Here is a 26041-nt window from a genome sequence, read left to right on the forward strand (position 1 = left end):
ACCGGGGACCCGGGACCCGGAAAAGCGAGAAGCGCAAGGCCCCTGCTCTTCCGGGTCCCGGGTCCCCGGTCCCGGGTCCCGGCCTCTCAGTCTTCCAGTTCCATGTTGATGGCCAGCGAGCGGATTTCCTTCACCAGGACGTTGAAGGATTCCGGCATGCCCGCGACCATCTCGTGCTCGCCGTCGACGATGTTCTTGTACATCTGGTTGCGGCCCTGCACGTCGTCGGACTTCACCGTCAGCATTTCCTGCAGGGTGTAGGCCGCGCCGTAGGCTTCCAGCGCCCAGACTTCCATTTCGCCGAAGCGCTGGCCGCCGAACTGCGCCTTGCCGCCCAGCGGCTGCTGGGTGACCAGCGAGTACGGACCGGTGGAGCGCGCGTGCATCTTGTCGTCGACCAGGTGGTTCAGCTTCAGCATGTGCATGTAGCCGACCGTGGTGTGGCGGTCGAACGCCTCGCCGGTGCGGCCGTCGTACAGCTGGGTCTGGCCGCTGATCGGCAGGTCGGCGAGTTCGAGCATGTGCTTGATCTCCGCTTCGGTCGCACCGTCGAACACCGGGGTGGCCATCGGCACGCCGTCGGTCAGGTTCTTCGACAGCGCCAGCAGCTCGGCGTCGCTGAACTGGTCCAGGTCCACGCGGTCCTCGCCCAGCTTCTGGTCGTGGTTGTAGATCTGGGTCAGGAACTTGCGCAGGTCGGCGACCTTGGCCTGGGCCTCGAGCATGTTCTGGATCTTGCGACCCAGGCCCTTGGCGGCCCAGCCCAGATGCACTTCCAGCACCTGGCCGATGTTCATGCGCGACGGCACGCCCAGCGGGTTCAGCACGATGTCCACGGTCTCGCCGTTGGCCATGTACGGCATGTCCTCGATCGGCTGGATCATCGACACGACACCCTTGTTGCCGTGGCGACCGGCCATCTTGTCGCCGGGCTGGATGCGGCGCTTCACCGCCAGGAACACTTTGACCATCTTCAGCACGCCCGGGGCGAGGTCGTCGCCGGCGGTGATCTTGCCGCGCTTGTCGGCGAAGCGACGCTCGAATTCCTTCTCGTGCGCCTGGATCTGCTTCTGCGCGCGCTCGATCGCGTCCGACGGCTCCTCGTCCTTCATCCGCAGCGCGAACCAGTCGGACTTCTTCAGCCCGTCCAGGTACACGTCGGTGATGGTGTCGCCCTTCTTCAGGTTCGGACCGCCGTTGGCGACCTTGCCGATCAGCTGGGTGCGCAGACGCGCATAGATCGCGCTTTCCAGGATGCGGAACTGGTCGTCGAAGTCCTTCTTGACCCGCTTGATCTCGTTTTCCTCGATCTGGCGGGCGCGCTTGTCCTTCTCGATGCCGTCGCGGGTGAACACCTGCACGTCGATGACGGTGCCGTCCATGCCCGGCGGCACGCGCAGCGAGCTGTCCTTCACGTCCGAGGCCTTCTCGCCGAAGATCGCGCGCAGCAGCTTCTCTTCCGGGGTCAGTTGGCTCTCGCCCTTCGGCGTGACCTTGCCGACCATGATGTCGCCGGCGCGCACCTCGGCGCCGATGTACACCACGCCCGACTCGTCCAGGCGGTTCAGCGCCTGCTCGGACACGTTGGGGATGTCGGCGGAGATCTCCTCCGGCCCCAGCTTGGTGTCGCGCGCCACGCAGGTCAGTTCTTCGATGTGGATCGTGGTGTAGCGATCCTCTTCCACCACGCGCTCGGAAAGCAGGATGGAGTCCTCGAAGTTGTAGCCGTTCCACGGCATGAACGCGATGAGCATGTTCTGGCCCAGGGCCAGCTCGCCGATGTCGGTCGAGGGACCGTCGGCCAGCACGTCGCCGCGCGCGATCACGTCGCCCACATTGACCAGCGGACGCTGGTTGATGCAGGTGTTCTGGTTGGAGCGCGTGTACTTGATCAGGTTGTAGATGTCCACGCCGGCGTCGGTGCCGCCGCCGATCTCGGCCTCGTTGACCTTGACCACGATGCGGCCGGCGTCGATCTGCTCGATCACGCCGCCACGCCGCGCGTTCACGGTCACGCCCGAGTCGCGCGCCACCGCGCGCTCGATGCCGGTGCCGACCAGCGGCTTCTGCGCACGCAGCGTCGGCACGGCCTGGCGCTGCATGTTCGCGCCCATCAGTGCGCGGTTGGCGTCGTCGTGCTCCAGGAACGGCACCAGCGCGGCCGCGATCGACACGGTCTGCATCGGCGACACGTCCATGAAGTGCACTTCGGCCGGCGGCTTCAGCAGCGACTCGCCCTGGTAGCGGCACGGCACGAACTGCTCGGTCAGGCGGCTCTTGGCATCGTGCAGCGCGTTGGCCTGCGCGATCACGTACTCGTTTTCCTCGATCGCCGACAGGTATTCGACCTCGTCGGTGATCTGGCCGTCCACGACCTTGCGGTACGGCGTCTCCAGGAACCCGTACTGGTTGGTGCGAGCATACACCGCCAGCGAGTTGATCAGGCCGATGTTCGGGCCTTCCGGCGTCTCGATGGTGCAGACGCGGCCGTAGTGGGTCGGATGCACGTCGCGCACCTCGAAGCCGGCGCGCTCGCGGGTCAGGCCGCCCGGGCCCAGCGCGGACACGCGGCGCTTGTGCGTCACTTCCGACAGCGGGTTGTTCTGGTCCATGAACTGCGACAGCTGCGAGGAGCCGAAGAACTCCTTGATCGCGGCCGCCACCGGCTTGGCGTTGATCAGTTCCTGCGGGGTCAGGCCCTCGGACTCGGCCATCGACAGGCGCTCCTTGACCGCGCGCTCGACGCGGACCAGGCCCACGCGGAACACGTTCTCGGCCATCTCGCCGACCGAACGCACGCGGCGGTTGCCCAGGTGGTCGATGTCGTCGACCACGCCGCGGCCGTTGCGGATCTCGGTCAGGACCTGGATCACGTCCAGGATGTCGGAGCTGTCGGCGTGCTCGGCGACCAGGCGCTTGGACTCCTCGTCGTTGCGCTCGCCGAAGTACTTCCGGTCGTACAGCACGGACTCGCCGGTGACGTCCTTGCGGCCGACACGGCGGTTGAACTTCATGCGGCCGACCGTGGACAGGTCGTAGCGCTCGAAGGTGAAGAACAGGTTGTGGAACAGGTTCTGCGCGGCATCCTTGGTCGGCGGCTCGCCGGGACGCATCATGCGGTAGATCTCGACCAGTGCCTCGAGCTGGGTCTTGGTCGGGTCGATGCGCAGGGTGTTGGACAGGTACGGGCCGCGGTCCAGGTCGTTGACCCACAGCGTGCCCACGGCGTCGACGCCGGCCTTGCGGAACGCGGTCAGCTGGTCTTCGCTGATCTCGTCGTTGGCGCTGGCCAGCAGTTCGCCGGTGGAGGCATCGACCACGTCGTGCGACAGGATGCGGCCGACCAGGTACTCGTCGGGCACGGCCAGCGCGGCGACGCCGGCGGCTTCCAGCTGCTTGACGTGGCGCGCGGTGATGCGCTTGCCGGCCTCGACGATGACCTTGTCGCCATCGGCCAGGTCGAAGTTCAGGGTCTCGCCGCGCAGGCGCTCGGGCACCAGCTCCAGCTGCACGCCTTCCTTGGGGTCGATGTGGAAGGTGTTGATCTCGAAGAACTCGGCCAGCATTTCTTCGTTCGAGTAGCCGAGCGCGCGCAGCAGGACCGACACCGGCAGCTTGCGGCGGCGGTCGATACGGGTGAACAGCGCGTCCTTCGGGTCGAACTCGAAGTCCAGCCAGGAACCGCGGTACGGGATGATGCGGGCGCTGTACAGCAGCTTGCCCGAGCTGTGGGTCTTGCCGCGGTCGTGGTCGAAGAACACGCCCGGCGAGCGGTGCAACTGCGAGACGATGACGCGCTCGGTGCCGTTGACGATGAAGGTGCCGTTGTCGGTCATCAGCGGGATCTCGCCAAGGTAGACCTCCTGCTCCTTCACGTACTTGATGGCCTTGGTCGACGACTCGCGGTCGTAGATCACCAGGCGCACGGTCACGCGCAGCGGGGCGCCGTAGCTCATGCCGCGCTGGCGGCACTCGCGCTCGTCGAACACCGGGTCGCCCAGCTTGTAGCCGACGTACTCCAGCGCGGCGTTGCCGCTGTAGCTGGAGATCGGGAACACCGACTTCAGGGCCGCATGCAGGCCGTGGTCCGAACGCTTGTTCGGGTCGGTGTTCTCCTGCAGGAACTCGCGGTAGGAATCCACCTGGATCGCCAGCAGGAACGGCACTTCGAGGATCGAGCGCTGCTTGCCGAAATCCTTGCGGATACGCTTCTTTTCGGTGAACGAATAAGACGTCATGAGGTATCACCTTGGCTATACGGGCCGCGCGTCCGCGGCCCTGAGTGAACATAAATTGTCAGTTGGAAGTCGCTGGTATTGCCGGCACCAGCACGCCTTCTCCCGCTACTTCCAACTACCAACTCGGTGAGGCCGAGATTGGGGATGACGGGATTCGGGATGGATCAACGACCGCGCCCGAATCTCCCATGCCGAACATCCAACCCCGGCTTTGCAACAACGGCCAAAGGCCGGGGACTTGCGTCCCCAGCCTTCGATGCATCACCTGACACGCTGGCGATGCAAGATGCCGATTACTTGATTTCGACGGTCGCGCCGGCGGCCTCGAGATCCTTCTTGAACTTCTCGGAATCTTCCTTCGACACGGCTTCCTTAACGGTCTGCGGAGCACCTTCGACCAGGTCCTTCGCTTCCTTCAGGCCCAGGCCGGTGATGGCGCGCACGGCCTTGATGACTTCGACCTTCTTCTCGCCGACAGCCTTCAGGATGACGTTGAACTCGGTCTGCTCTTCGACCGGGGCGGCGGCCGCGGCCGGACCGGCAGCGGCGACCGGGGCGGCGGCGGAGACGCCAAACTTCTCTTCGATGGCCTTGACCAGCTCCATCACTTCCATGAGCGACTTTTCGGCGATTGCGTCGACGATCTGTTCGTTAGACAGGGACATTGTGATTACCTTTGGAATTTTTTCTGGATGAGGTTCTAGTGAACCGTTTCAGGTGTCGCGAACTTAAGCCGTTTCGGCCGGGGCTTCTTCCGCTGCGGCGGGGGCTTCGTCGCCACCACCGAGCTTGTCGCCCACTGCCTTGACCGCGCGGGCGAACATGCTCGCCGGCTCGGCGAGGACACGTGCCAGCATGGCCAGCGCCTGCTCGCGGGTCGGCAGCGATGCCAGCACCTCGAGATGAGCGGCCGGATACAGCTGGCCACCCACGGACACGACCTTGGCCTGCAGCTTGTCGTTGCCCTTGGCGAATTCCTTGATCAGACGACCGGCAGCGCCGGGTTCTTCCGTCGAGAACGCATACAGCAACGGACCGACCAGCGCGTCCTGGACGCACTCGTATTCGGTACCGGCAACGGCACGCGCGGCCAGGGTGTTCTTGACGACACGCAAGTACACACCGGTTTCGCGCGCCTTCTTGCGCATCGCGGTCAGCTGGGCGACCGTGATGCCGGCGTACTCGGCAGCAACCAAGGAGTGAGCCTTCGCGGCAACGTCTGCCAGTTCGGCGACGACTTCTTGCTTCTGGGACAGATTGAGAGCCATTGCACTCCTCCGTTAAAGCCGGGAGTCGGGATCGGTGCTTCGGGATCCGTCAGGAGCGACAACGCCGCTCTTGCCAGTCCCCGATCGCGAATCTCGCCTCCCCGCTTCAAACAAACTCCGCTTGCGGCTCCTGCCGCGTGCGGTCCTGGGCGGCCTCCATCCTGGATGCCGGGGACGCCGAATGGCATCCCAGTTGGTGGCCGTTCCAGACCTGGAGTGAGCGCGCCCGGGAAACCCCGGGCTGGCCTGAACCAGAAAAACTCCAGAAAGGCGGCACCATCTACGCCGGCGCGTCCCCGCGGGGACTGGATTAAGCGATCCCGCTGTACCGGCGGCGACTCCTTGCCATAGCGAGCTTCCGTGCCCGTCGTCGGTATGCGCCGACCGCGCCTGCGGTCTTTGACGGCTTCGCGTCGGGTTGCCCCTCGGCGGCGCCTTCAAAAGGGTGGAACCGGCGCCGCCTCCGGGGAGGCGGCGCCGCGTTGCGAATTACTTCAGGGACAGCGACGCCTGATCGACGATGACGCCCGGACCCATGGTCGAGCTCACCGAGACCTTCTGCAGGTAGGTGCCCTTCGAGGTCGCCGGCTTGGCCTTGACCAGGTCCAGCAGCAGCGCCTGCAGATTGTTCTTCAGCGCGTCGTCTTCGAAGCTGGCCTTGCCGATGGTGCAGTGGATGATGCCGGCCTTGTCGGTGCGGTAGCGCACCTGACCCGACTTGGCGTTCTTCACCGCTTCGGCCGGATTGGCCGACACGGTGCCGACCTTCGGGTTCGGCATCAGGCCGCGCGGGCCCAGCAGCGTACCCAGCTTGCCGACGACGCGCATCGCGTCCGGGGTGGCGATGACCACGTCGTAGTTCAGGTCGCCGGCCTGCATCTTCTCGGCCAGATCGTCCATGCCGACGGCTTCGGCGCCAGCGGCCAGGGCTTCGTCAGCCTTGGCGCCGGCCGGGGCGAACACGGCCACGCGCACGCTCTTGCCGGTGCCGGCCGGCAGCACGGTGGAACCGCGCACCTGCTGGTCGGACTTCTTGGCATCCACGCCCAGGCGCACGGCCACGTCGACGGCTTCGACGAACTTGGCCTTGCTGGTGGACTTGAGAATCTTCAGCGCGTCGTCGATCGGATACGCCTTGCCCGGCTGCACCGCAGCACGGATCGCTTTCTGTCGCTTGGTCTGTGCCATCGCTTAACCCTCCACCGTCAGGCCCATGCTGCGGGCGGAACCCGCAATCGTACGCACCGCCGCTTCCAGCTCGGCGGCCGTCAGGTCGGCTTCCTTCGCCTTGGCGATCTCTTCGAGCTGCTTGCGGGTGACCTTGCCGACCTTCTCGGTGTTCGGGCGCTTGGAACCGGAGGCGACGCCGGCGGCCTTCTTCAGCAGCACGCTGGCCGGAGTGCTCTTGGTGATGAAGGTGAAGGTACGGTCCGAGTAGGCCGTGATGATGACCGGCGTGGGCAGGCCCGGCTCCAGCTTCTGCGTGGCGGCATTGAACGCCTTGCAGAATTCCATGATGTTCAGGCCGCGCTGACCCAGCGCAGGACCGACCGGCGGCGAGGGGTTGGCCTGGCCGGCCTTCACCTGCAGCTTGATGTAACCGACGACTTTCTTTGCCATTTCTAGTGTCTCCGGGTGCTAGCGCCCAAACCGCAGGCTCCCCATCGCGACGGGAAAATCACGTGTCCCGCCATCACGTTTGAAGTGCGCAGAAAGCCGCCTCGCGGCGGCTTCCGGTCCTGCCAGGCGACAGGCCTGCACAGCGAGCCGCGCAGTATAGCAGAGATTTTGGCGCCCGGCACAGCTGCGCCGCGGCAGGCTCAGGCTTTCTCGACCTGGCCGAATTCCAGCTCCACCGGGGTGGAGCGGCCAAAGATCAGCACCGCCACGCGCAGGCGGCTCTTCTCGTAGTTGACTTCCTCGACCACGCCGTTGAAGTCGTTGAACGGGCCATCGGTGACGCGGACCATCTGGCCCGGCTCGAACAGCACCTTCGGACGCGGTTTCTCCACGCCATCCTGGACGCGCTGCAGGATCGCATCGGCTTCCTCGTCGCGGATCGGCAACGGACGATCGGCGGTGCCGCCGATGAACCCCATCACCTTCGGGGTTTCCTTGACCAAGTGCCAGCTTTCGTTGTCGATGCGCGGAATACCGCCTTCCTCGTGGGTCTCGATCTGCACCAGCACGTAGCCCGGGAAGAACTTGCGCTCGGAACGGCGCTTCTGGCCGGAGCGCATCTCGATCACTTCCTCGGTCGGCACCAGCACATCGCCGAAGCGCTCCTCCATCTCGTCACGCGCAATGCGGTCGCGCAGCGCTTGCGCCACGGACTTCTCGAAGCCTGAATAGGCGTGGACGACATACCAACGCTTCACTGCTGCACTCTCCTCAACGACTCACGAACCACTGCATCAGCTTTTGGATCAGGAAATCGAACCCGCCCAGCAGCAGACTCAGAATGATCACCACCACGACCACGACCCAGGTGGTGTGGATCGCTTCCTGGCGGGTCGGCCAGACCACTTTGCGCAGCTCGAACCGGGACTCGGATATGAACTCGCGGGACTCGCGGCCCTTGGCGGTCAACAGGAACACCGCGGCGGCCGCGACCAGGCCGACGACGACCGCCAGCCCGCGCAACGGACCGGACCAGGCTCCCAACTGCATCGCACGACTCGGCTCGCCGAACCAGAACCAGACGAACAGGCCCGCGACCACCAGCAGTGCAGCGACGACGTACTTGACGATATCGCCGCCCGAGGACGCGGTGGTGCCTTTGGAATGCTCGATCTTGCTGTTCATCCGACTCTATGCTGCTGTGCGACCAAGGTCACTGGATAGGGAGCGGCAGATTGGCACGCCAGGAGGGACTCGAACCCCCAACCTGCGGTTTTGGAGACCGCTGCTCTGCCAATTGAGCTACTGGCGTGTAGTAAAACGGCTGCACTTCCCTTAGACGGCGAAGGCGGGCCGAAGGTTCCGGCCCGCCCTTCGCTGAACCCGACGGCCGAAGCCGCCTGCAAACCGACGGACTGCGGCGACCGAGGTCGCCGCAGCGGGCCTTACTTGATGATCTTGGCCACCACGCCGGCGCCCACGGTGCGGCCGCCTTCGCGGATCGCGAAACGCAGGCCTTCGTCCATCGCCACCGGGTTGATCAGCGATACCGCCATCTTCACGTTGTCGCCCGGCATCACCATCTCCACGCCTTCCGGCAGCTCGCACGCGCCGGTGATGTCGGTGGTGCGGAAGTAGAACTGCGGACGATAACCCTTGAAAAACGGGGTGTGACGGCCGCCCTCGTCCTTCGACAGCACGTACACCTCGGCTTCAAAGTCGGTGTGCGGCTTGATCGAGCCCGGCTTGCACAGCACCTGCCCGCGCTCCACGTCGTCGCGCTTGGTGCCGCGCAGCAGCAGGCCCGCGTTGTCGCCCGCCTGGCCCTGGTCCAGCAGCTTGCGGAACATTTCCACGCCCGTCACCGTGGTCTTCTGCGTGGCGCGGATGCCGACGATCTCGATTTCGTCGCCCACCTTGATCACCCCGCGCTCGATACGCCCGGTCACCACCGTGCCCCGGCCCGAGATCGAGAACACGTCCTCCACCGGCATCAGGAACGGCTTGTCGATGTCGCGCTCCGGCTGCGGGATGTAGCTGTCCAGCGCATCCACCAGCTTGATGATCGCCGGCACGCCAATCTCGCTCTGGTCGCCTTCCAGCGCCTTCAGCGCCGAACCATGGATGATCGGGGTGTCATCGCCCGGGAAGTCGTACTTGCTCAGCAACTCGCGCACTTCCATCTCGACCAGTTCCAGCAGTTCGGCGTCGTCCACCATGTCCGCCTTGTTCAGGAACACCACGATGTACGGCACGCCCACCTGACGCGCCAGCAGAATGTGCTCGCGGGTCTGCGGCATCGGGCCGTCCGCGGCCGAGCACACCAGGATCGCCCCGTCCATCTGCGCCGCGCCGGTGATCATGTTCTTCACGTAGTCCGCGTGGCCCGGGCAATCCACGTGCGCGTAGTGCCGGCTCGGGCTTTCGTACTCCACGTGCGCCGTCGAAATCGTGATGCCGCGCGCCTTCTCTTCCGGCGCCGCGTCGATCGCGTCGTACGCCTTGAACTCGCCGCCGAAGCGCTCTGCGCCGATCTTGGTCAGCGCCGCGGTCAGCGTGGTCTTGCCGTGGTCGACGTGACCGATGGTGCCCACGTTGACGTGCGGCTTGGTGCGCTCGAACTTACCCTTGGCCATGGCTGCTTCTTCTCGGTGATCGTAGAAAGATTTGGAGACTGAATATGGTGCTCACGAAAGGAATCGAACCTTCGACCTCCTCCTTACCAAGGAGGTGCTCTACCGACTGAGCTACGTGAGCGTTGTTCCATTGTGGCATACGTGCGTTCAATGGAGCGGGAGACGGGAATCGAACCCGCACCATCAGCTTGGAAGGCTGAGGTTCTACCGTTGAACTACTCCCGCTACGGGATGCCGCACTGCCACAACGAAAAAACTGGTGGAGGGAGGTGGATTCGAACCACCGAAGGCGTAAGCCAGCAGATTTACAGTCTGCCCCCGTTGGCCGCTTGGGTATCCCTCCAACTACCCGCCCCGACCAGGCCGCGAGGCCGAAATCAGACCGGGGTGAAACAGCCCGTCATTCTTCCCTGACATCCCCGCCTTGTCAACAATATTTTGACGCGATGTCGCAGGCGGCGCCGGCCGACCGCGCGTCCCTCCACAGCCGGCCGCGGACGCGCGCGCGTCAGTTTCGGAAAGCACCGACATAGAATGGACACGCCCAAGTGGTTGATAAACCTACTGTATCCAGTCAAGGCGCATACCTAATGAAGTGCGGTACGGCGTCATCGTGAAAATTAAAGACCGCGCGCCGGCGCGGCTGCGGCTACAGTTCGCCCAGGCCGCTGGCGCGGCCGTCCGGGCCGACCTCGAGCAGGCGCAGCGTATTGGTCGCACCGTGCACTTCCATGTGCTCGCCGCTGGTGAACACCACGCGGTCGCCGGGACCCATGCGCTCGCCCTCGACCAGCAGACGGATCGCCGCGCGCGCCGCCTCGCGCGGGGTCAGGCCGCGGCTGTCGAAGTTGATCGGGAACACGCCGCGCATCATCGCCATGCCGCGACGCGCGCCGTCGTGGCGGGTGAACGCGTAGATCGGCATCTTGGAACGGAACCGCGACAGGAACCGCGGGGTTCCGCCGGATTCGGTCAGCGTGACCACGCCACTCAGGCCGATGTGCTCGGACAGGAACATCGTCGCCATCGCGATCGCCTGGTCGGCGCGCTCGAGGTTGCGCTGCGCGGCCTCGAAGTCGGTGTCCATCTCGAACTGGCGCTCGGCGCCCAGGCAGATCCGCGCCATCGCCTGCACCGCCTTGACCGGGTAGGCGCCGGCGGCGGTCTCGGCCGACAGCATCACCGCGTCGGTGCCGTCGATCACCGCGTTGGCCACGTCCAGCACCTCGGCGCGGGTCGGGATCGGGTTCTCGACCATCGACTGCAGCATCTGCGTGGCGGTGATCACCACCTTGTTCTGCGCCAGCGACTCGCGAATGATCTTCTTCTGCAGGCCGGGCAACTCGGCATCGCCGATCTCCACGCCCAGGTCGCCGCGCGCGACCATCACCACGTCGCTGGACTCGACGATCTCGCTGAGGTTCTCGATCGCCTCGGTGCGCTCGATCTTCGACACCAGCGCGGCGTAGCAGCCGTGCTCCTGGGCGATGCGGCGCGCGTCGTTCATGTCCTGCGCATTGCGGCAGAACGACACCGCGATGAAATCCACGCCGATCTTGGCGACGATGCCGATCAGCTCCTTGTCGCGCTCGGTCAGCGCGCCCAGCGACAGGCCGCCGCCCTGCTTGTTCAGACCCTTGCGATCGGATAGCACACCGTCGTTGAGCACGGTGTTGACGATGCGCGCGCCGTCGACTTCGACCACCTGCAGCTGCAGCAGGCCGTCGTCAAGCAGCAGCACGTCGCCGGGCTTGACGTCGTCGGGCAGGCCCAGGTAGCTGACGCCCACCTGGTTTTCGTCGCCGGCCGGCGCGTTGGCGTCGGCGACCAGCTCGAAGCGCGCCCCCGCGCGCAGCGCCACCTTGCCGGCGGCGAAGCGCTCGATGCGGATCTTCGGGCCCGGCAGGTCGGCGAGGATGCCGACTTCGCTGCCCACGCGCTGCGCGGCGGCGCGCACTTCGGCGGCGCGCTTGGCCTGGCCGGATGGATCGCCATGCGAGAAATTCAGGCGCACGACGTTGACACCGGCGCGGAACAGGTCCTCGAGCACGCCGGGCGGATCCGTCGCCGGTCCGAGGGTGGCGAGAATCTTGGTGCGGCGCTGGCGTTCGATCATGACGTCGTCGTTTCCTGGAAAATCCGTCAAAACTAGCACAGGCGCCGCTTCGGCTGGATGGCGAACCGGCATGGGCGGCTGCGGATTCGTGCCTGTCTTGCGGACAGTGCGGGACAGTATGCGGTCTTGCGGCCGGCGCTGCATCCCGTCCGGTGCCGCCGCGGCGAATCGCGGCAGGGCCACCGCATTGCCGCCGCTGCGGCGTGTCAGGCGGCCAGCGCCGGCAATTGTACCGGTGCATGCGCCAGCGCGCCGGCGCCGGCCTGGCGCAGCTCCGCTTCGTCGCCGAAGCCCCACAGCACGCCGATGCTGCGCATGCCATGGTGGTTGGCGCCCTCGATGTCCATGCGCCGGTCGCCGATCATCACGCACTGCGCCGACGCCAGCGACAGCCGCCGCAGCGCCTCGGCGATCAGGTCCGGCTTGAAGCGGCGCTGGCCGTCGTCGCTGGCACCGATCACGTCTTCGAAACAGTGGCCGAACGGCAGGTGCTCGGCGATGCGGCGGGCGAAACGCTCGTTCTTGGAGGTCACCACCGCCAGACGATGGCCGCAGGCGCGCAGCGCGCCCACGGCCTGCGCAATGCCGTCGAACACGCGGTGCTGGGTCCAACCGAGCCGATCGTAACGGGCGCGGTACAGCGACAGCGCCTGCTCGACCACGTCCTGGTCGCCCCCGAAACACGCGTGGAAGCTGTCGCGCAGCGGCGGGCCGATCCAACTGCGCAACTGCGCCGGCGGCGGCGGCGGCCGACCGAGCTGCTGGAAGGTGTGGACGATGCTGCCGACGATACCGGGTTCGGAATCAATCAAGGTACCGTCCATGTCGAAAAACAGGGTCCGCATGCGCAAAGCCGATGATGAGGACGCGATGCGCGTCATGGCGGCCAGGATAGCGCAGCAGGGGCCGCGGCCTTTCCAGGCGTTCGACTCGCGCGGGACGCGAAACGACCGGCAGCGCCGCGCCGACGCCAGCTAGTCGCTCACCCGGCAGACCTTGCATACCAGCCCGTCGCCACTGCGGTAGGTGCGAAACCCCATCGCCTCGTAATAGGCCGATCCGACTGCGTTGTCCGCGCCGATGCTCGCGTCGATGTGGGTCAGACCGGCCGTCCTGGCGGCGGCCAGGCTCGCACGGAACAACGCCGACCCCACGCCCTGACGCGCCGCCTGCGGACTGACGTGGGTGCCGATGAATCCCCAGCCCTCGGCCACGCCGTACGGGTTGCCCGCGTGCATGCGCCGCAGCGACTGGAACCCCAGGATGCGCCCGTCCGCATCCTCGGCGACGCTGCAACCGACCCTGTCCGGATGCAGCAGATAGCGTTCCAGCACGGCAGCGACATCGGTGGACGCGCTGCGCAGGCCGGCGGCAAATAGCTGGTTCTGCACCGCAGTCATGCCTGCGGCATCGTCGCGATCGGCGGAACGGATTCTCATCGCTGCTTGCCTATGGGGAGGAGATAGGAACGATGGCGCCATACGCAACCGCGCGGCGGTGGCAGCGGCGCTCGCCGACGCCTTCTGCGCACCGCGCCGAACGCTGTCGCGGCCGGCAGCGTGCGCAGGACCGGTGCCTCAGCCGCGCGCGGCCAGCGCGGCCACCGCCGGCAGGGTCTTGCCTTCCAGGAACTCCAGGAAGGCGCCTCCGCCGGTGGAGATGTAGCTCACCTGCCCGGCGATGCCGTACTTGTCGACCGCGGCCAGGGTGTCGCCGCCGCCGGCGATGGAGAACGCCGGCGAGGCGGCGATGGCGCGCGCCAGGGTTTCGGTGCCGTGGCCGAACGCGTCGAACTCGAACACGCCGACCGGTCCGTTCCAGACCACGGTGCCGGCCTTGGCGATCAGTGCGGCGTAGTGCGCGGCGGTCTGCGGGCCGATGTCCAGGATCAGGTCGTCGTCGGCGACGTCGGCCAGCGCCTTCACCGTGGCTTCGGCATCGGGCAGGAACTGCTTGGCCACCACCACGTCGGTAGGCAGCGGGATCGCCGCGCCGCGCGCATTGGCGTCGGCGACGATCTTGCGCGCGGTGTCGAGCAGGTCCGGCTCGCACAGCGACTTGCCGACCGGGTGGCCGGCCGCGGCGATGAAGGTGTTGGCGATGCCGCCGCCGACGATCAGCTGCTCGACCTTGTCCACCAGGTTCGACAGCAACTCCAGCTTGGTGGAGACCTTGCTGCCGGCGACGATCGCCAGCAGCGGCTTGGCTGGGTGTTCCAGCGCCTTGGCCAACGCGTCCAGTTCGGCCATCAACAGCGGGCCGCCGGCAGCCACCGAGGCGAACTTGATCACGCCGTGGGTGGAAGCCTGGGCGCGGTGCGCGGTGCCGAACGCGTCCATCACGAACACATCGCACAGCGCCGCGTACTTCTTCGCCAGCGCCGCGTCGTCCTTGCCTTCGCCCACGTTCATGCGGCAGTTCTCCAGCAGCACGATCCGACCGGGCTGCATGTCCACGCCGTCGACCCAGTCGCGCAACAGCGGCACCTCGGTGCCGAGCAGCGCGGTCAGCCGCGCGGCGACCGGCGCCAGCGAATCCTCCTGGGTCCATACGCCTTCCTTGGGCCGGCCCAGGTGCGAGGTCACCATCACTGCGGCGCCCTGCTCCAGCGCGTGACGCAGCGTCGGCACCGACGCCAGGATGCGCTGCTCGGAGGTAATCTGGCCGTGGTCGATCGGCACGTTCAGGTCTTGCCGGATCAGCATGCGCTTGCCGGACAGGTCGAGATCGGTCATTCGCAGGATGGGCATTGTCGGTTGCTCGCTATCGTGGGGTTGCAGGGGATGAAGGGACGCTGGCGTCCGCCGGTGCAGACTTGGACGGCGCCGGGACGGCGAGCATGCAGGCGATCCTGCGCGGCGCGGCGCCTAGCGGCGGAACCATGCATTGTCCGGCGTCGGCCGCGCAGCGGCAAATCGGGACCGTGCGCGACGGGTGACGGCGCACGGATGCGCGACGGCCGCGCGGCACGCCAGCCAAGACCGCGGCGCAGGCGCGCGACGACACAGCGGCAGACGGCTGCTCAGCCCTGGCCTGGCGTGGCCGGCCTGTGCAACAGGCTGAAGGCGAAGCCGGCCACGATCAGCGCGCCGCCGACCAGCAGCGCCCACAGCAGCCAGCTCTTCCAGTCGCGCGGCGGCGGCGGGGCCTGCAGCGCGGCGGCACCGGCCAGCGGCACCGCCGCGCCGAGACTGGCCGTGGCCGGCGTCCATTGCGGCCCGCGTTGTGCACGCAAGGCCTGCAGCGTGGTCGCCAACGGCGCGGCGGCGCGCTGGGTGCGGGCGCTGCCGGCGGCCATCGCGTAGGGCGGCGCGCCCTGCGCCAGGAAGATCAGCGTTTCCGGCTGGTAACCCAGGCGCAGCGCCGGCCGCTGCCGGCCCGGATCCTGCGTGGCCAGCAGCCGCCAGTAGCGATCGCGCACCGGTTGCGCCAGCGTCTGCGGCGGCGAACGGCCGGCACTGGCGCCCACCTGGTAGGCGACCCACGGCCCGGCCCGGTCCTGCCACGGCGCCTCGGCGCTGTCGCGGCTCTGCACGCGCCATTCGATCGCGCTGTTGCCGGGCAGCGCGATGTCCAGTTGCGCGACCGGATAGCGGCCGGGCGATGCGAAGTCGAAGCTGTGCTGCGCCGGATCGGCATGCAGCGCATCCAGTTGCTGCCAGTGCCAGTCGGCGGCGACGGGCGCTGGCGCCAGTTCGGCCTCCACGCCGGTCAGACGCGGCAGCGGCATCGGCGACAGCGGCAACAGCCGCAGGTAGCGCACCCGGCGATCGATGGCGATACGCAGCTGCTGCAGGCGATTGCCCTGGTTGGCCAGGTCGACCAGCGTCGCCTCCGGCACCAGCAGCTCCCAGTCGCGCAGATCGTCGCTGGCCTCGACCCGATAGCGCGCCTGCCGCGGCTGCGCGGCCGTCGCCCACTGCAGCGCCAGCGCACGCAACGGTTCGCGCAGCGCGCTGGCGTCGATCAGCCAGCCGGCCGCGGCCGCGCCGGCCGGCGTGCTGCCGAGGCGGGTCCGGATGCGGCGCACGCCGCCGGCGGCGTCGCGCTCGGCGATCGGCTCCAGGTCCAACGCGCTGCCATCGCTGGCGGCCGGCAGCGGGAACCACGCCAGCGCATGCCGGCGCGGCGCGGCCTCGGCCTGTTCGGCGGCGAACAGGTCGCTCGGCAATGCGTCGCCGGCGGCGTTGAACACCTCCACGTCGCCCAGCGAGGCCCGGTGCGCGCTGCGGTAGACCGCATCGTCGAGCTGCACCCGATAGGCGCCGGCCGCCGGGTCCTGCAAGGTCAGCGGCCATTGCTGCGCATAGTCCTCGCGCTGGCTTGCGGCCGCGGCCGCAAGCGGCAGCGACGCCAGCAGCAATGCCGGAAAAATCAGGCGTTTCATGGGTGGGCCTCCTCGGCCGGTTCGGTGGCGCGCGGCGGCGCAGGCGCAAAATAGCCGACCGCGGTGCACAGCAGGCCGTAGGCGATGAACGAGGCGATGCCGGCGACGTTGCCGAGGTTGCCGCGGTCCACCAGCAACAACTTGCCCAGCACCACCGCCATCAGCAACGCGCCGGCCCGCCACAGGCCGCGCTGGCCGCGGCGCGAGCCGAGCACCCAGCCCAGCACGCCGAGCACGCTCCACACCACGGTCAGGCTGGTCTGCGCCACCCCGTCGGACAGCAGCGCCGCGCCCCACGGCGCCCCGCCCCAGGCATACACCGCGTGCAGGGTCACGCTGGTGCTCCACAGCAACCCACCGGCGCCCAGCAGTTGCAGGCGCCGGCCGCGCAGCGCCGCCGGCACGGCAGGCGACCACAGCCAGCGCGCAGCCAGCGCCAGCACCAGCAACTGGGTCAGTTCCAGCGGGTTGAGCACCGGCACCCACGGCAGCGGCGCGCTGGCGCCGGGCACGCACAGCGACCACAGCCACGCCACCCCGAGCAGGCCGACATAGCTGCCCTGCAGCGCGCTGCGGCAAGGGTCGAAGTCCGCGCCCAGCGGCGCGGCCAGCCAACGCCAGCGCCACAGCGACAGCGCGGCGGCCAGCAGCCATGGCGCCAGCAGCGATGCCCACTGCCAGCCCTCGGCCAGGGCGAAGCGCCGCGCCAGCCACATGCCAAGCAGCGACAGCACCCACGGCCACAGCCACCACCACACGCACTGCGCCGCGCGCGCCATGCTGTCGCTGCCGCGCAGGCAGACCAGGCTGCGCACGCCGAGCACCGCCAGCAGCGCCCAGGCCCAGGCCCCGTGTCCGGCGAACGGTTGCCCATGCGCATCGGCCTGCAACGCGGCCAGCGGCAAGGCCAGCAACAAACCGCCGAGCGTGGTCGCGGCCAGCACGCGCGCCGGCCAGCGGCGCTGCGCTTCGGCGGCCAGCCAGCCGCTGACCGCGACGAACGCAAGTAACAGATCGGCTTGCGCAGCGGATGCGACGAAGCGTTCGATCTCGGCGACGCCGAGCCCGCTCCACCAGGCCAGGCCCCACAGGTAATAGACCAGCGCCGGCGTGTCGGCACGCGCGCGGCGATAGCTCCAGGCACTGGCGAGGCCGGCCACGGCCAGCAGCGCGCCGCTCATGAAGGTCGCATTGGCCACCGCATGGGCGTCGCGCCAGGCCGCGTCCAGTCCCAGCACGAAGCCGATCGCTGCGGCAATCTGCAGGCCGGCGCCGCTGCACTGCGGCAGCCAGCGCCGCTGCCGCAGCCCCAGCCACGCCAGCGCCACACCTTCCAGCGCGAAGATGCTGGCGCTGGCGCGGGCGGACAGCGCCAGCGGCACCGCCAGCGTGGCGAAGCCCACCGCCAGCAGCGCATAGGCCTGGCCGAGCACCGCCAAGCGCGCGCGCCGGATCAGCGCCACGGCCAGCAGCGCATACACCGCGGCCAGGCCCAGCGCGCACAGCGCCAGCGGCAGGCCCTCGCCGCGCAACAACCCGGCCTGCAGCGAGAACGCGACCAGCGGCGCGCCGAACACCAGGCTGCCGTCGATCGGGTTGCCGCGCACCGCCGGCTGGCGTCGCGCGTACAGCAGCGGGATCAGCAGGTAGAAGGCGAAGAACAGCAGCAGGAACGGCTCGGTGCTGGCGAATTTCGCCGGCTGGTACTGCAGCACGCCCCACAGCGTGCCGATGCCGAAGGTGAAGCCGAAGCCGAGCAGGTTCAGCACCCGCCACGGCCGGGACCAGGCGATCGCGAACACCGCCGCGTTGAGCACCGCGTAGTACGAGAACAGGCTGACGTGATTGGCGCTGCCGGTGGACAGCCAGAGCGGCGCCAGGAACCCGGCCAGCGTGGCCAGCACCGCCAGCGTGCGCGATTCCTGCACCACCGCCAGCACGCACATGCCGGCCACCAGCACGATGCTCAGCGCGAACGCCGCTCCGGCCGGCAGCAGCGCGGACAGCTTGAACGCGGCGAACACGGTCAGCAGCAGCACGCCGATCGCACCGCCCTGCAGGGCCAGCGCGAAGCTGCGCTTGCGTTCGCGCTGGTGCCAGCCGAAGCCGAGTCCGGCCAGCGCCGCGGCGGCGATGCCGGCATAGCGCAGTTCGATCGGCATGCGCAGCCAGCCCTGGTCGCCGGCGTATTTCAGCAGCGCGGCGACGCCGGCCAGCAGCACCAGCATGCCGATCTTGACCGGCACGTTGCCTGCGGTGAACCAGCGCCTGGCGCCGGCCAGCCGCCGCTCGAGCGGACCCGGGTCCGGCGCGGTGCACGCCTCGGGCGATGGCGCGGCACCGGCACCGGCGGCGGCCGCAGCGGGCCGGGCCGCGAACGGCGGCGGAAGCGGCGGCGGCGCGGGTGTGGCAGGGGCGATGGCGACAGGGGCGACCGCTGCCGACGGACGCGCCGCCTCGGCAGCGACGTCCTCTGCCCCGGCATCGAACTGAACATCGCCCCCGGTACCGGCATCGGCGTCGAATCCGGCGTCGGCCTGCGGCGGCACCGCGCACAGCGGCGCCAATTGCAGTTCCAGCGCGGCGACGCGCCGGCGGACGCCGGCCAACGCCACCAGCAGCACGACCAGCAGCACCGGCACCGCCAGTACCGCCAACACCACCAGCACGATCAACGCTTCCATCCGGTCTCCATCCCCAATGGCGACACGACCCGGCGCGCCAGCGATCCGGCGGCGCCGATCCTGACGCGGAGGGCAATGGTAGACGAGTTCGGCCGCGCCGCCGACACCCGGCGCAGGCGCGGCAACGCATGCCGACGCATGCCGGCGCGGCGCCCCTAAAGCCGGCGCACCGCCAGCCGCTAATTCCCCTATCCCACGTTGCGCCTGCTGTTTGCCGTTTCCTCTCCTCTCACCGATAGCGCGAAATGAACTTGCCAGCCACGCCCAGCGAAGCGGGAATCGACGACCATATCCGCTCCGTGGTCGACCTGTCCGACCAACTGCTTGGACAGCTGCGCCGATCGCTGCAGCGCATCGACCAGATCAACCGCACCACCCACGTGATCTCGATGAACGCGCGCATCGAGTCGGCGCGGATCGGCAATGCCGGACGCGGCTTCAGCGTCATCGCGCAGGAAATGGACGTGCTGTCGCGGCACGTCGCCGACGCCACCCAGGATCTGGACAAGGTCGCCGCCAGCACCAGCGCCGACATGCGCAACACGCTGCAGCGGCTGCAAGAGGACGTGCAGCGCACGCGCCTGGGCGAGCTGGCGCTGGGCAACATCGACCTGATCGACCGCAACCTCTACGAACGCAGCTGCGACGTGCGCTGGTGGGCGACCGACGCGGCCATCGTCGCAGCCGCGCGCCCCGACCGCAGCGACGACGCACTCGCCTACGCGGCGCGGCGCATGGGCCAGATCCTGGACTCGTACACGGTGTACTTCGACCTGGTGCTGGCCGGCACCGATGGCCGCATCCTCGCCAACGGCCGCCCGCAGCACTACGCCTCGGCCGGCAGCGACGCGTCCGGCCAGGCGTGGTTCGAGGACGCCTCGCGCACCTGCAGCGGCGAGGAGTTCGGCTTCCAGGGCGTGCATGCCAGCCCGCTGACCAATGGCGAACGCGTGCTGGTGTATTCGTGCACGGTGCGCGACGGCGGCCGCGTCGATGGCCGCGTGCTGGGCGTGCTCGGCATCGTGTTCCGTTGGGATGCGCTGGCGCAGACGGTTGTGCAGCGCACGCCGCTGTCCGAGCAGGAATGGGGCCGCAGCCGGGTGTGCATCGTCGACCAGCGCGGCCAGGTCCTGGCCGATTCGGCCGGCCGCATGCTGCAGGAGCGGATCGACTTCCCCGGCCGCGAAGCGTTGTTCGCGCAGCCGCGCGGCGCGCGGCTGGGCGATCTCGGCGGGCGCCCGCACTGCATCGCGCATGCGGCCTCGCCCGGCTACGAAACCTACCGCACCGGCTGGCATTCGCTGATCCTGCAGGCGCTGTAGGCGCGGCCGGCCGGAGCCGGCGCGCAGGCACAAAAAAGCCCGGGCGCGCTACGCGGCCCGGGCTCTGCTGCAGCCGCTTACTCGCGGTAGCCGCTGTCGTTCTTGTTGTGGATGATCCAGATCAGGTTGCCGCCGCTGCCCATCGACTTGCCGGCGAACACCAACCGACCCTGGCCCTTGTAGGCCAGTTCGTAGCGGTAGCGGTCGCCACCGTAGAAGAACGGGATGAAGGCCTTGCCGGTGATGTAGGAACCCTGGTCGGTGGGTTCGCCGATCAGGTCGGTCACCTGCTTCATCGGCATGCCGATCTTGATCTGGGTGAACTTGCTGTCCGGAGCCGGCTTACCGGTGATCTCGCCTTCGTAGTCGTTGACGCCCTTGACGGTTTCGCCATAGCCGGCTTCGACTTCCGAAGAATTGGTGACCTCGCCCTCGGCGTTCATCCAGCTCGGCGTGCCGCTGTGCTTTTTCGCCATCGCCTGCATCGGCACCGCGGCCGCCATCACCACGGCCAGCACCAGGACTCCCGTCCCTACACGGTTGATCTGCATTTTTTTCTCCTTGAATCCATTTGAGTGCCCCCTGTCCATCGTCTGCAACGCCAGCGCGGGAACGTCCGCTGGCCAGCGCTGCATTAGTGCACGCGTTGCCGCCGATGTCCACGCCCGAGCAGCACCGCCGCGCGGCCGCCGCGGCCGCTTGCCGGCACCCGCGCGGCATGTTGGAAATCGCGCCGGCGCGCTGCGAGCAGCCGCTTCACCTGCAGCCCATGGATCCGGCATCACCGCCCCAGCGCTAGGACGTACCCGCAATGCCCACTCTCCGTCGCTCCCACGTGCTGCCCACGCTGTGCGCCCTGGCACTGCTGGGCATGGCGCCGTTGGCCTCGGCCGACCTGTTCGGCAGCCCCGAAGACATCGCCCGTAGCTGGCTCGGCCGGGATGCCGGCGAACTGATGATGCAGTGGCCGGTCGACCGCTGCCTGTACACCTCGGAAAACACCGAGACCCACGAGACCGCCTACACCTACAACTTCGGGACCGAGGCGCACTACCGCACCGACTACTGGACCACGCAAGGACCGATGATCGGCATGGTCGGCGGCGGCAACGGCGTCGCCGCCACGCCGATCTTCCAGCAGGACCAGCACAGCCAGACCACCTTCGTGCCGGCCGAACACCACTGCGAGATCACCTTCATCGCCAATGCCGAAGGGGTCATCACCCGCTACGATTTTGCCGGCAGCAAGTGCCAGCCTTACATCCGCAGTTGGGGCCGGCCGAAGAAAAAGAAATAAGCGCCGCGCGCCGCGCCGGCGTTCGTTCCGTCTCTACAGGGGAAACATCCGATGACCGTAAAGAACCCGCTCGTCCGCATCGCCTGGCCGGTGATCGCATTGACGCTGCTGGCCTTGACCACGCCGGCGCTGGCCGCGGGGGCGCGGCATGGCGCGATCGTGGCGCTGGAGCCGATCGAGAACAAGAACACCGACGTGCCCGAAAAGACCAAGAGCATCACCAAGGTCGCCGCCAACCTCGGTGGCCTGGCCGGCAGCTTCCTCGGCCTGAAGAGCAAGAGCGCGGTCGGCGTCGGCACCGCGCAGGCGGCCGGCGCCGTCGCTGGCGAGACCGTCGGCGCCAAGATCGCCGGCAACGGACCGGCCGCGCACTACATGGTGAAGATCCGCTTCGACGACATGTCGCAGGTGGTGGTCTCCAAGCCCAGCGCCCAGATCTCCGGGCTGGCGGTGGGCAGCCGGGTCGCGGTCACCGGCAGCGGCGAGAGCATGCACATCGCCGCCGAGTGAACAGGCCGCCGACGCGATTCGCCGGCAGCCCATGGCAACCAAGGAAAAAGCGCCCGAAGCCGCTTTTTCCTTGGGCGGTACGGCGTGGCCTACTTCGCCACGACGACCTTGACCATTTCCAGGCATTTGTTGGAATAGCCCCATTCATTGTCGTACCAGGACACCAGCTTGACGAAGGTGCTGTCCAGCGCGATGCCGGCGTCGGCGTCGAAGATCGAGGTGCGCGCGTCGCCGCGGAAATCGGTCGCCACCACCTTGTCCTCGGTGTAGCCGAGGATGCCCTTCAGCGCGCCTTCGCTCTGCGCCTTCATCTCGGCGCAGATCTCGGCGTAGGTCGCCGGCTTTTCCAGCTCCACGGTCAGGTCGACCACCGAGACGTCCGAGGTCGGCACGCGGAAGCTCATGCCGGTCAGCTTCTTGTTCAATTCCGGGATCACCACGCCGACCGCCTTGGCCGCGCCGGTGCTGGACGGGATGATGTTCTCGAGGATGCCGCGGCCGCCGCGCCAGTCCTTGTTGCTGGGGCCGTCCACGGTCTTCTGCGTGGCGGTGGCGGCGTGCACCGTGGTCATCAGGCCGCGTTTGATGCCCCACTTGTCGTTGATCACCTTGGCCAGCGGCGCCAGGCAATTGGTGGTGCAGCTGGCATTGGAAATGATCGCCTGGCCGGCGTAGCCGGCGTCGTTGACGCCGTACACGAACATCGGCGTGTCGTCCTTGGACGGCGCCGACAGGATCACCTTCTTGGCGCCGGCGTCGAGGTGCTTCTGCGCGGTGTCCTTGGTCAGGAACAGGCCGGTGGACTCGATCACCACCTCGGCGCCGGCCTCGTCCCACTTCAGCGCCGCCGGGTCGCGCTCCTGGGTCAGGCGGATCTTGTTGCCGTTGACCACCAGGTGATCGCCGTCGACCGACACCGCGCCGTCGAAGCGGCCGTGCACAGAGTCGTACTGCAGCAAGTACGCCAGGTAGTCCGGCTCGAGCAGATCGTTGATGGCGACGATCTCGATGTCGCCGCCGAAATTCTGTACCGCCGAGCGCAGCACATTGCGTCCGATGCGACCGAAACCGTTGATGCCAACCTTGATTGCCATTTCAGTAGCTCCTGCGGCCGCGCCTGACGCGGCGGATGGAAGGGGCCGGCATTCTATCAGGCCCGCCTCATCGCGCCCGGCACGCGCGTTTGATCAGGATCAAGGCGCCGCCAAGTCGAAGGTGGACCGCACCAACATGGGCACCGCGCAGATCGATCCGCTGGTGTAAGGCCCGGCCTACGCGATGAAGTTCTGAGGCTGCGCGGCCGCCGCGCTTCTCTGGCAGACTATGGCGCACAAGGATGTGAGCCGGTCGCCGCCGGGCCGACACGGGGATTCGCATCCACCCATTCGCCGTCCACCGGGGTCCCCATGAAGCCATGCCTGTTCCGTCGCATCGCCATCGCTGCCATCGCCGCCATCGCCCTGCCCGCCGCGGCGCAGTCGACCGGACACTACACCACCAGCTACGGCATCCACGGCAGGGTGCCCGGCGCTTCGAACGGCACGCTGGCCGGCAGCGACCAGCGCTTCAGCGCCGACACCGCCCCGGCCGTGTCGTTCAGCTACGAATACTTCATCCGCGGCAACCTCGGCCTGGAGATCCAGACCCTGCTCGGCCAGCAGAAGATCGGCCTGGAACAGGGCGGCGACGTTGGCCGCGCCTGGGCGCTGTCGCCGACGTTCTCGCTGCAATACCACTTCGAGGGCAACGGCGACATTTCCCCGTTCGTCGGCGTCGGCCTCAACTACACCGTGTTCCTGGGCGCCGACGGCAAGGGCGCGTTCTCCAGCGACGACGTCAAGTTCAAGGACAGCGTCGGCCCGGCCGTGCATGCCGGCGTGGACTTCGCGATCGGCGAACGCGGCGCGCTGCGCGTGGACGCACGCTGGACCGGCATGCGCAGCGATGTGGAAGCCGGCGGCCGCACGCTCGGCGAAGCCAAGCTCGACCCGGTCAGCTACGGCCTCGCCTATCTGGTGTATTTCTGAGCGCCGCACTGCCGGGCCGCGCGGCAAGACTCAGCGCCGGCGCAACGACCGAGCGCCGGCGCCGTGGCGCCGGCATCGGCGCCGGCTAGAATCGGCACATGGAACCTTCTCTGCTCCTCAACGCCGCGCTCGCCGCGACGATCGCCGCCGTGCCGTCCGCCGCCTTCGCCTGGGGTCCGCTGGGCCATCGCCTGGTCGCCGACCTGGCCGATTCCCGACTCACCCCGCAGGCGCGCGCGCAAGTGCGCCAACTGCTGCAGGACGAGCCCGAGCCGACCCTTGCCGGCGTGGCCAACTGGGCCGACCAACTGCGCGAACACGACCCGAAGCTGGGCAAGCGCAGCGCCGCCTGGCACTACGTCAACCTGGCCGAGGACGACTGCCACTACGAGCAGACCCGCGACTGCCCCGACGGCAACTGCGTGGTGGAAGCGCTGCGCCGCCAGGCCGCGATCCTCGCCGACCGCAGCCAGCCGCAGGCGGCTCGGACCCAGGCGCTGAAGTTCGTGGTGCATTTCGCCGGCGACATCCAGCAGCCGCTGCACGCCGGCTATGCCCACGACAGGGGCGCCAACACTGTCCAGATCCAATTCGAGGGCAAGGGCAGCAACCTGCATGCGCTGTGGGACAGCGGCCTGCTGCGCAGCCGTGGCCTGGACGAAGCGCACTACCTTGCGCAACTGCAGACGCAACCGCTGCCGGCGTCGGCGCCAGGCGGCAGCGTGCTGCCGCCGCCGGCCGCCGCCTGGGCCGAAGCCTCGTGCCGGATCGTGCTGCGCCCGGGCTTCTACCCGCCCGGCGCCACCCTGCCGCCGGACTACGTGGCGACCTGGCGCCCGGTCGCCGAGGCGCAAGTGCGCCAGGCCGGCGCGGATCTGGCCGCCACGCTGAACACTGCGCTGGGCAAGTAACGCGTTGCCGCGGCGGCGCACGCACCATGACCGGGAGATTACAGCACCTGTACAAGCGGCTTCAGCCGCGGCAAAATGTCTCGGCAAGGCCTGTCGCGGTTGAAGCCGCTCCCAGGATTCCGCGCACGATCCGTTTGCCCGGCCCTCGCGCAATGCATCCGTGCCGATGCGCAGCGCGCCGCCGGCATGGATCACCGCCTCCGGGCCGGCGCCAGCCTGCAGCACGCGCGTATTCGTTGCTGCCACTTCACCGAGTCGGCGGCGGCTGGTCCTTGCAGGGCTGCTGCTGGCCGACGTGCCAGCAGGGCGGCCATTCGCTCTCCTGCAACTCGCGATAGATGAACCCCTACTCGCCCATGCATTTTGTTCAAATAGTCTTGGCTATATTGTTGACGAAGACACTTCCCTAACTGTCGCATCCGCCAGCACCGCGCCGCGCACAACGCCAGCGGCATCGGCCGCCTTCATCTGCGCCAGCGCCCTCTCCGGTTGGGTGGCACATGCCACGCTCTTGGCAATCCCCGCCTTTTTCCTTCGCGCCGTATCGGCGGCCCCTGCTTCAGGCAGGGACAGGCCAAAGGCGATGGGGACGCTCGCCGTCGGCGTGACAAGCGACACGCTCACCGCGACCTGGCAAGTGTCCTGCTTGCCGAGCTCACCCCACTATCGGCCAGCCACGCCCACCGAATGCCGGCGCTTCTTGCCAAGCCCGGCGTCATCCACGATCCAGTACACCGTCCCTTTCCAGTCCATTGGCGAGGAGACGTAGCGGCGGACCCGTGCCAACACCGCATCGCCGGACCAGTCGGACTTGGCCGCGCAGTGATGCAAGGTCTGAAGCCGGGCGCGCACCCGCAGCGGGTCCAGACGGGCGGCCAGCGGCTCCACGCTCTTGCGCGCCAAGGGCAGCATCCGTCCGCTGCAATCGCCGCGCAATCCCCCCCCCCCCCCCCCCCGCGGTCGGCATGACCCGGTACAGCGCATACCTCATCCAGATACGCTGAAGAACGTGCCTCGCTGCTGCT

The 26041-nt window shown here is 68.1% G+C and carries 21 protein-coding genes, 4 tRNA genes and 1 pseudogene; 5 read left to right on the forward strand and 21 right to left on the reverse strand.

Features of this window, described 5'->3' with window-relative positions; all coding sequences use genetic code 11:
• Positions 1 to 86: 86 nt before the first annotated feature.
• The 18 genes from rpoB to G4Q83_RS14985 form a co-directional block, all read right to left on the reverse strand.
• Positions 87 to 4238 carry a DNA-directed RNA polymerase subunit beta gene (rpoB, locus tag G4Q83_RS14900; protein WP_128421187.1) on the reverse strand — a complete coding sequence of 1384 codons (4152 nt, stop codon included), beginning with the start codon at positions 4236 to 4238 and terminating at the stop codon, positions 87 to 89.
• 293 nt (positions 4239 to 4531) lie between these two features.
• Positions 4532 to 4903 (reverse strand): 50S ribosomal protein L7/L12, encoded by a 372-nt coding sequence (gene rplL, locus G4Q83_RS14905; protein ID WP_128421188.1) that lies wholly within the window; start codon positions 4901 to 4903, stop codon positions 4532 to 4534.
• Between the two features lie 63 nt (positions 4904 to 4966).
• The gene (gene rplJ, locus G4Q83_RS14910) at positions 4967 to 5506 is read right to left on the reverse strand and encodes a 50S ribosomal protein L10 (protein ID WP_128421189.1); all 540 of its coding nucleotides are present in this window, start codon (positions 5504 to 5506) and stop codon (positions 4967 to 4969) included.
• A 489-nt stretch (positions 5507 to 5995) separates the two neighbouring features.
• Positions 5996 to 6694, reverse strand: a complete 699-nt coding sequence (gene rplA / locus G4Q83_RS14915) for a 50S ribosomal protein L1 (RefSeq protein ID WP_128421190.1) — start codon at positions 6692 to 6694, stop codon at positions 5996 to 5998.
• A gap of 3 nt (positions 6695 to 6697) precedes the next feature.
• Positions 6698 to 7126, reverse strand: coding sequence for a 50S ribosomal protein L11 (gene rplK / locus G4Q83_RS14920; protein WP_128421191.1), 429 nt, complete (start codon positions 7124 to 7126; stop codon positions 6698 to 6700).
• 200 nt (positions 7127 to 7326) lie between these two features.
• Entirely contained in the window at positions 7327 to 7884 is a 558-nt protein-coding gene (gene nusG / locus G4Q83_RS14925; RefSeq protein ID WP_128421192.1) for a transcription termination/antitermination protein NusG, read from the reverse strand.
• Between the two features lie 13 nt (positions 7885 to 7897).
• Positions 7898 to 8311 (reverse strand): preprotein translocase subunit SecE, encoded by a 414-nt coding sequence (gene secE / locus G4Q83_RS14930; RefSeq protein ID WP_128421193.1) that lies wholly within the window; start codon positions 8309 to 8311, stop codon positions 7898 to 7900.
• Between the two features lie 51 nt (positions 8312 to 8362).
• A tRNA-Trp gene (locus tag G4Q83_RS14935) sits at positions 8363 to 8438 on the reverse strand.
• A 133-nt stretch (positions 8439 to 8571) separates the two neighbouring features.
• The gene (gene tuf / locus G4Q83_RS14940) at positions 8572 to 9762 is read right to left on the reverse strand and encodes an elongation factor Tu (RefSeq protein WP_128421991.1); all 1191 of its coding nucleotides are present in this window, start codon (positions 9760 to 9762) and stop codon (positions 8572 to 8574) included.
• Between the two features lie 45 nt (positions 9763 to 9807).
• Positions 9808 to 9883, reverse strand: a tRNA-Thr gene (locus G4Q83_RS14945).
• A gap of 30 nt (positions 9884 to 9913) precedes the next feature.
• Positions 9914 to 9987, reverse strand: a tRNA-Gly gene (locus G4Q83_RS14950).
• A gap of 32 nt (positions 9988 to 10019) precedes the next feature.
• A tRNA-Tyr gene (locus tag G4Q83_RS14955) sits at positions 10020 to 10105 on the reverse strand.
• A 306-nt stretch (positions 10106 to 10411) separates the two neighbouring features.
• Positions 10412 to 11878 (reverse strand): pyruvate kinase, encoded by a 1467-nt coding sequence (gene pyk, locus G4Q83_RS14960; protein WP_128421205.1) that lies wholly within the window; start codon positions 11876 to 11878, stop codon positions 10412 to 10414.
• A 206-nt stretch (positions 11879 to 12084) separates the two neighbouring features.
• Positions 12085 to 12723: an HAD family hydrolase gene (locus tag G4Q83_RS14965; protein ID WP_386273065.1), complete on the reverse strand. Its 639-nt coding sequence runs from the start codon at positions 12721 to 12723 to the stop codon at positions 12085 to 12087.
• A gap of 129 nt (positions 12724 to 12852) precedes the next feature.
• Entirely contained in the window at positions 12853 to 13317 is a 465-nt protein-coding gene (locus G4Q83_RS14970) for a GNAT family N-acetyltransferase (RefSeq protein ID WP_246432109.1), read from the reverse strand.
• Positions 13318 to 13455: 138 nt separating this feature from the next.
• Positions 13456 to 14628 (reverse strand): phosphoglycerate kinase, encoded by a 1173-nt coding sequence (locus tag G4Q83_RS14975; protein WP_128421204.1) that lies wholly within the window; start codon positions 14626 to 14628, stop codon positions 13456 to 13458.
• A gap of 272 nt (positions 14629 to 14900) precedes the next feature.
• The gene (locus tag G4Q83_RS14980; RefSeq protein ID WP_128421203.1) at positions 14901 to 16265 is read right to left on the reverse strand and encodes a DUF3999 domain-containing protein; all 1365 of its coding nucleotides are present in this window, start codon (positions 16263 to 16265) and stop codon (positions 14901 to 14903) included.
• Positions 16262 to 18949, reverse strand: a complete 2688-nt coding sequence (locus tag G4Q83_RS14985; RefSeq protein ID WP_128421202.1) for a DUF2339 domain-containing protein — start codon at positions 18947 to 18949, stop codon at positions 16262 to 16264. The genes G4Q83_RS14980 and G4Q83_RS14985 overlap by 4 nt, the downstream gene beginning before the upstream one ends.
• Positions 18950 to 19194: 245 nt before the next feature.
• On the opposite strand from G4Q83_RS14985, the gene G4Q83_RS14990 reads away from it, so the two are divergent.
• Positions 19195 to 20271, forward strand: coding sequence for a methyl-accepting chemotaxis protein (locus tag G4Q83_RS14990; protein WP_128421201.1), 1077 nt, complete (start codon positions 19195 to 19197; stop codon positions 20269 to 20271).
• Between the two features lie 77 nt (positions 20272 to 20348).
• On the opposite strand, the gene G4Q83_RS14995 is transcribed toward G4Q83_RS14990, so the two are convergent.
• The gene (locus G4Q83_RS14995; protein WP_386273613.1) at positions 20349 to 20774 is read right to left on the reverse strand and encodes a hypothetical protein; all 426 of its coding nucleotides are present in this window, start codon (positions 20772 to 20774) and stop codon (positions 20349 to 20351) included.
• 308 nt (positions 20775 to 21082) lie between these two features.
• On the opposite strand from G4Q83_RS14995, the gene G4Q83_RS15000 reads away from it, so the two are divergent.
• The gene (locus G4Q83_RS15000; RefSeq protein ID WP_128421199.1) at positions 21083 to 21568 is read left to right on the forward strand and encodes a hypothetical protein; all 486 of its coding nucleotides are present in this window, start codon (positions 21083 to 21085) and stop codon (positions 21566 to 21568) included.
• Between the two features lie 51 nt (positions 21569 to 21619).
• Entirely contained in the window at positions 21620 to 22078 is a 459-nt protein-coding gene (locus tag G4Q83_RS15005; protein ID WP_246432110.1) for a hypothetical protein, read from the forward strand.
• A gap of 89 nt (positions 22079 to 22167) precedes the next feature.
• Here the strand turns inward: G4Q83_RS15005 and gap are convergent, their stop codons facing one another.
• Complete coding sequence (gene gap, locus G4Q83_RS15010; protein WP_128421198.1) at positions 22168 to 23172, reverse strand: type I glyceraldehyde-3-phosphate dehydrogenase; 1005 nt, start codon at positions 23170 to 23172, stop codon at positions 22168 to 22170.
• 312 nt (positions 23173 to 23484) lie between these two features.
• Here gap and G4Q83_RS15015 point away from each other — a divergent pair, with 312 nt between their 5' ends.
• Positions 23485 to 24105, forward strand: coding sequence for an OmpW/AlkL family protein (locus G4Q83_RS15015; RefSeq protein ID WP_128421197.1), 621 nt, complete (start codon positions 23485 to 23487; stop codon positions 24103 to 24105).
• Positions 24106 to 24203: 98 nt separating this feature from the next.
• On the forward strand, positions 24204 to 25016 hold the full coding sequence (locus tag G4Q83_RS15020; protein ID WP_128421196.1) for a S1/P1 nuclease: 813 nt from the start codon (positions 24204 to 24206) through the stop codon (positions 25014 to 25016).
• Between the two features lie 381 nt (positions 25017 to 25397).
• Here the strand turns inward: G4Q83_RS15020 and G4Q83_RS23495 are convergent.
• Positions 25398 to 26000, reverse strand: a pseudogene (locus G4Q83_RS23495) (transposase).
• Between the last annotated feature and the right edge of the window lie 41 nt (positions 26001 to 26041).

It is taken from the genome of Xanthomonas theicola (assembly GCF_014236795.1).
GTDB classification, from domain to species: Bacteria; Pseudomonadota; Gammaproteobacteria; order Xanthomonadales; family Xanthomonadaceae; genus Xanthomonas_A; species Xanthomonas_A theicola.